The organism is Nonomuraea lactucae, from assembly GCF_003313395.1.
In the GTDB taxonomy this organism is placed as follows: domain Bacteria; phylum Actinomycetota; class Actinomycetes; order Streptosporangiales; family Streptosporangiaceae; genus Nonomuraea; species Nonomuraea lactucae.
Genome location: NZ_QNFZ01000009.1, coordinates 1 through 5,159, shown reverse-complemented (window position 1 = coordinate 5,159; position 5,159 = coordinate 1). Strand labels below are relative to the sequence as shown.

Genomic DNA, 5,159 nt, shown 5'->3' with positions numbered 1-5,159 from the left:
TCTGGAACCGGCCGCCTGACCAATTGAGCTGATCACCCACCCCGACGCACCGTCGTCCGCCGGGGTTGGCTGCCGTCCTGCATGCTTGCTCTCCGATTTTCGGATTAGAACTTCACGCCGATCGTGGTGAAGAACCAGAACGACGAGGTCAGCCAGAGCCCGACCAGCGCGGTGAACGCCAGCCCGCCGAGCACGGGCAGCGTCCAGGCCGGTGTGTCCCGCTTGGGCAGGGCCAGCATCTTCGCCGTGAACACGCCGTAGAAGAAGCAGCCGAGCAGCGAGTGGGCGAGCACCCGCGGCACGTCGTACTGCAGCCCCAGGGCGTACAGGCAGTGGAACGCCACCGGGATGGTCAGCACGAACGCCAGCCTGCCCGACCAGCGATGCACGGCCGGCGGGATGTCCACGCCCAGTTTGCCCCACATCGACAGGGCGGAGACGACCTGGACGAACGCCAGCACGAACGCGCCCGTCGTCAGCCAGGCCTTCATCGGCAGGGCGGCGGAGAAGCCCGCCGGGCCCACCGCGAACCCGGTCGGCGCGTGGACGCGCCCGTACACGCCGAGCGCGACCATCACCAGGCCGCCGGCGAGCAGCGGAACGAGCAGCGGGGTGAGGCTGCGGGACGGTTGCCGCATGGTAACGGTCATCGCATCTCCTGGATGAAGCCGTCGACGTCCTTGGGGTAGAGGGTGGCCTGGTCGATGGTCACGGGGGCGGTCGGCCGCTCTCCGTCCAGCTCGGGGACGCGCAGCTGCGTCTCGTCGATGAACGCGGTGCCGACCTGGGTGAAGCCGCCCTCGGGCCGCCTGAGCACGATCCAGCCCGCGCGGATCTTGGCGCCACGCACCTGCGCGGTCGCCCGGTACAGGCCGGACGGCTTCTTGACGGTGGGCGCGGCGAAGTTCCACTTCTTGCCGCCGACCTTCAGCCAGCCGGTGGCCTTGCCGCCGCCGAGCTCGGCCCCGGCCGCGGCGCCGCCGAAGCCCTTGAGGTCAACCTCGCCTCCGGCGGCGCCACCCTTGAACCAGGCCTCGGTCCTGCCGTCGCAGAAGTAGCCGATGGCCTTGTTCCCGCGGACCGAGATGGCGATGAGGCCCCCGTTGCCCGGGACGCGGCCCGCGTAGTCCGCCCTGACTCCGGCCGCCGCCGGGCGGCTCTCGGTCGGGGAGGGCTGCGCGGACGGCTCGGCCGCCGCCGTGGCTCCGTTCTCATCGCCGTTCTGGCCGGTGTTCTCCTCGGGCGGGTCGTTCGCGGTGTCGTTGGTGGCGGCGGTCGGGTTCGCCGCCGGTGTCGCGGTGACGCTGGCGACACCCAGCCCGGCGGCGAGCACGGCGCCGGCCGCCAGGGTGATGACAGGTCCCAGCCTTGACATTCGATCTGCTCCCAGGGTCGAGATGCTTACGCACCGAGCATCCGCCCAAATCGGCGGGCCGTCTGTGAACTATTGCGCATCGGAAGTCCAGAGTGACTCCTCCGCCTCCTAAATGGGGCGGCTTCTCGCTAGGCCGCTTCCGCAGCCCGGCGAAGGGCAAGCCCTGCCCTGAGGATGTTGGTTGCCGCGTTGATGTCGGCGTGCGCGGTGTGTCCGCACGCCGTACAGGCGAACTCGGCTTGGGTGACGCGGTTCTCCCGTGCGCGGTGCCCGCATTCGGCGCACGTGCGGGAGGTGTTGCGGGGATCGACTGCGATCAGCTCTCGACCGGCGCTTTCAGCCTTGTGCGCGAGGATCTGCAGGAACACCCCCCAACCCGCGTCCAGGATGCTTCGGTTGAGGCCGGACTTTTGGGCGACGTTCCTACCAGGGGCGTCGATCGTGCCGGATGCCGACCGGGTCATGTTCGCGATCTGCAGGTTCTCGTGCACGATCACGTCGTAGTCGCGGACCAGCGCCAGCGCGGCCTTGTGCGCCGCGTCGAGTCGACCTCGCCGCACCTTCGCGTGCAGCGCCGCGACCCGGGCCACAGCCGTACGGCGGCGCCTGGACCCGCGCCTCTTACGGGCGAGGTCCCGCTGCGCGGCAGCCAGCGACCCGCGCCTCTTACGGGCGAGGTCCCGCTGCGCGGCAGCCAGCCGGTCAGCTGTCGCGGCGAGGTGGCGAGGGTTGGCCACATGCGCCCCGTCCGACGTCGTGACGAGCGAGGCGACACCCATGTCGATCCCGACCGCGGCGCCCGTGGCGGCCAGCTGCTCGGCGGGCACGTCATCGCACGACAGGACCACGAACCAGCGAGAGCCTTCCCGCTTGACGCTGATCGTCTTGACCCGGCCCTTGACAGGGCGGTGCCGGTGCACGCGGACATGCCCGATGCCCTGAAGGCGGACGAATGTCGCGGCCGGGTGCTCGGGCCGGCAGTCCCACCGGCAGCCGTCACCGTCCATGGGCCACTCGACCGTGTCGAACCAGCCCCGGCCCTTGAACCGCGGAAAGCCCGGGGGACGGCCTGCCTTGACGCGGTCGAAGAACGCGCGGAAGGCCTTGTCCAGCCTGCGCAGCGTGGCCTGTTGGGAAGAGAACGACCACCGGCCCTGCCCCCCAGGGTCGTCGGCGCGGATATGCTTCAACTCGCCCGACTGCTCGCCGTACCGGACCGTCACACCTGCCTTGCGGTAGGCCGTACGACGGTGCTCCAGAGCGGCGTTGTACAGGTCGCGGTGGTCATCGAGGCACGCCGTGAGCGCCGCCACCTGGCCGGCGGTAGGGCGCAGCAGGAACTTGAACGACCTGCGCACGCCCACCTCCTCAACTCTGACCAGACTGATCAACGCTATCGGCCGGTACCGACGAAATCCCGGAAGGAGACTGTGATGCGCGGATCTGACAGGTCACCGCACGCTCGGGCCTTGGCGGCCCTCCCGCTCCCGATTCCCCCGTCGCCTGAAGGCGACGGTCCCCTCGGGAGAATCTGATGGAGGAGAACCCAGGACCCCCGGACCCGTACGGCACGCCGCCGCAGGGCGGACCGGCGCCTTCCCACCCGCGGCCCGCCTACCCGCCCCCTGGGTACCCGCCGCCTGGCTACCCGCAGCAGCCGTATGCCCAGCAGCCGTATTCACAGCAGCCCGGCGGGCCCGCGTACCCGGCTCCGGCCCCTTACCCCTATCCGCCGGCGAAGCCCCCGTCCTGGTTCCTGCCCACGCCCCGCGGCGCCCGCTACGACCATCTCGCCAGGACCCCGGAGGCCCGCCTGTGGCGGCAGATCGTCGGCACGCTGGTGCTGGCCTGCGGGTTCGTGCTGGTGAGCGTGATAGTGGTGGTCGCCGGCGCGACGATCGCGTCGATCGTCGGCATTCCTGCGCCGCTGCGGCCCGACGAGCTGTTCGGCGACCCGGTGTTCTCGCTTGTGGTGCTGCTCTTGTCGATCGCGCTGGTGCTGCCCGTGGTGTTCGGAACGGCGGCGCTCATCCAGCGACGCAGGCCGGGGACCCTGTCGTCGGTGCGCGGGCGGCTGCGCTGGTCGTGGCTGCTGTGGTGCTGCGGGCTGGCCGTCCTGGCGCTGGTGCTCGGCCAGGGCGCGCAGGTGGTGGCGCTGGCGGCGACGGGGGGAGACGTCTCCGCCGTGTTCGGGTGGGCGGGGTGGGGAGTCCTGGTGCCCGCCCTGGTCGTCATCGTGCTGGTGGTTCCCTTCCAGGCCGCGGCCGAGGAGTACATCTTCCGCGGGTGGGTGCTGCAGGCGTTCGGAGCGCACCTGCGGAACCCGGTGTGGGGCATCGTGATCGGGTCCGTGGTGTTCGCCTCGCTGCACGGGTACACGTGGGTGGGGCTGATCGACGTGTTCAGCTTCGGCGTGGTCATGGGGTGGCTGGCCGTACGGACCGGGGGGTTGGAGGCGCCCATCGCGTTGCACGTGGTCAACAACATGGTGGCCTTCGGACTGAGCGCCGCGGCGGGGCAACTGGAGGACGCCCTGCGACAGGGTGAGGTGCCGTGGCAGTCGCTGGCGGGTACGGTGGTGCAGCTGTCGGTCTTCGCCGCGGGGACACTGTATCTGGCGAAAAAACGGTCAATAGAGCCTGTTTCTCCATAAGTCCGGCGGGAGGTCTGGTAAATCTCGCTAGAGAGGTCTCGCCATTCCGGCTCAGGCATGCTGGTCTGTTCTCTGGGGAGCCCTGCTGACCCCGTTCGACTCGCTCGACCAGCTAGATCAGCTCGATCAGCTCGACTAGGAGGTGCGCCGCGTGGCCTCCGGCCCCAGCGACCTACCACGGCGACCGCCGGGTGACGACGACCCGCGTCCAGAAGACGCGCCCCCAGACCAGCACACCCCCGACCAGGACACGTCACAGCAGCAGGACCAGAACCAGGGCCAGGACCAGAACCAGGGCCAGAGCCAGGACCAGGATCAGGGCAGCTCGGGCAGGCGCACTCCGGACTTCCACGCCTCCGCTCACGAGCCGCGGATCCGGCACTCGCCGCCGGGGCCGACCGACGATCGGGCCAGGGGCTTACCGCTGGCGTCCCCCTGGGGTATGCCGCCGTTCTCGTCGCCCATCCCCGAGGACGAGCCCCAGGAGCCGCCCAAGGGACGCAGGCCGTACACCTCCCCGGGCGCCGAGGAGGAGCCGGAGCAGCCCCGCAGGCCACGTCGGGTGGTGAACCGCCCCGACCAGCTCGTCGCCAGCGGCCCGCCCCGCCCCGAGCCGGGATCCCCCCGCCGGAAGGTGGGCCCCGACGCCCCGCCGGAGCAGCCCGCACCAGGCGAGGACGTCCGGACGCCGGCATACCGCATGCCCCTCGCCGTCCCGGTGGCCACGGACCCGGCCACCGACCCGGCCACCGACCCCGAGCGCCCCACGGCCGAGGACCCCCACCCGCGCGACGAAGCGCACACAGAGAACGACCCGTACCCGCCAGACGACCCACCAGCCCGAGACGACCCGTACCTGCCAGACGACCCGTCCGCCCGAGACGAGGCCGCCGCTTACCCGGGTGCCTCCCCCCGAACGGCGGGGTGGGCCGTTGACGACGAGGACGGGGACGGGGACGAGGACGGGGACGGGGACGGGGACAGGACAAGGGGCGAGGCAAGCAGCGGGACAGGCGACGAAGGCAGGGAAGGCGGCGACGGCGAGACCGGGGCCGAGGACGGGGTGCGGCGCGTGGGGCGGCCTCCCGCGGGCCGGCCCACCAGGCCGGACCTGCTCGTCGCCTCGGGCCC

Annotated in this window: 4 protein-coding genes and 1 pseudogene; 2 read left to right on the top strand and 3 right to left on the bottom strand. The window is 71.3% G+C overall.

Annotation, left to right across the window (positions count from 1 at the left end):
- Nucleotides 1-104: 104 nt before the first annotated feature.
- The 3 genes from DQW85_RS00390 to DQW85_RS00380 form a co-directional block, all read right to left on the bottom strand.
- On the bottom strand, nt 105-650 hold the full coding sequence (locus DQW85_RS00390) for a DUF6529 family protein (RefSeq protein WP_113698501.1): 546 nt from the start codon (nt 648-650) through the stop codon (nt 105-107).
- Nucleotides 647-1,375: a hypothetical protein gene (locus tag DQW85_RS00385; protein WP_113698500.1), complete on the bottom strand. Its 729-nt coding sequence runs from the start codon at nt 1,373-1,375 to the stop codon at nt 647-649. Before DQW85_RS00385 ends, DQW85_RS00390 begins: the two co-directional genes overlap by 4 nt.
- A 128-nt stretch (nt 1,376-1,503) precedes the next feature.
- The gene (locus tag DQW85_RS00380) at nt 1,504-2,733 is read right to left on the bottom strand and encodes an RNA-guided endonuclease InsQ/TnpB family protein (protein ID WP_113698499.1); all 1,230 of its coding nucleotides are present in this window, start codon (nt 2,731-2,733) and stop codon (nt 1,504-1,506) included.
- A 176-nt stretch (nt 2,734-2,909) separates the two neighbouring features.
- Here DQW85_RS00380 and DQW85_RS00375 point away from each other — a divergent pair, with 176 nt between their 5' ends.
- Together DQW85_RS00375 and DQW85_RS43940 are read left to right on the top strand one after the other, a co-directional pair.
- Complete coding sequence (locus tag DQW85_RS00375) at nt 2,910-4,028, top strand: CPBP family intramembrane glutamic endopeptidase (RefSeq protein ID WP_113698498.1); 1,119 nt, start codon at nt 2,910-2,912, stop codon at nt 4,026-4,028.
- 151 nt (nt 4,029-4,179) lie between these two features.
- Nucleotides 4,180-5,159 (top strand): annotated as a pseudogene (locus DQW85_RS43940) (hypothetical protein); the annotation flags it as partial.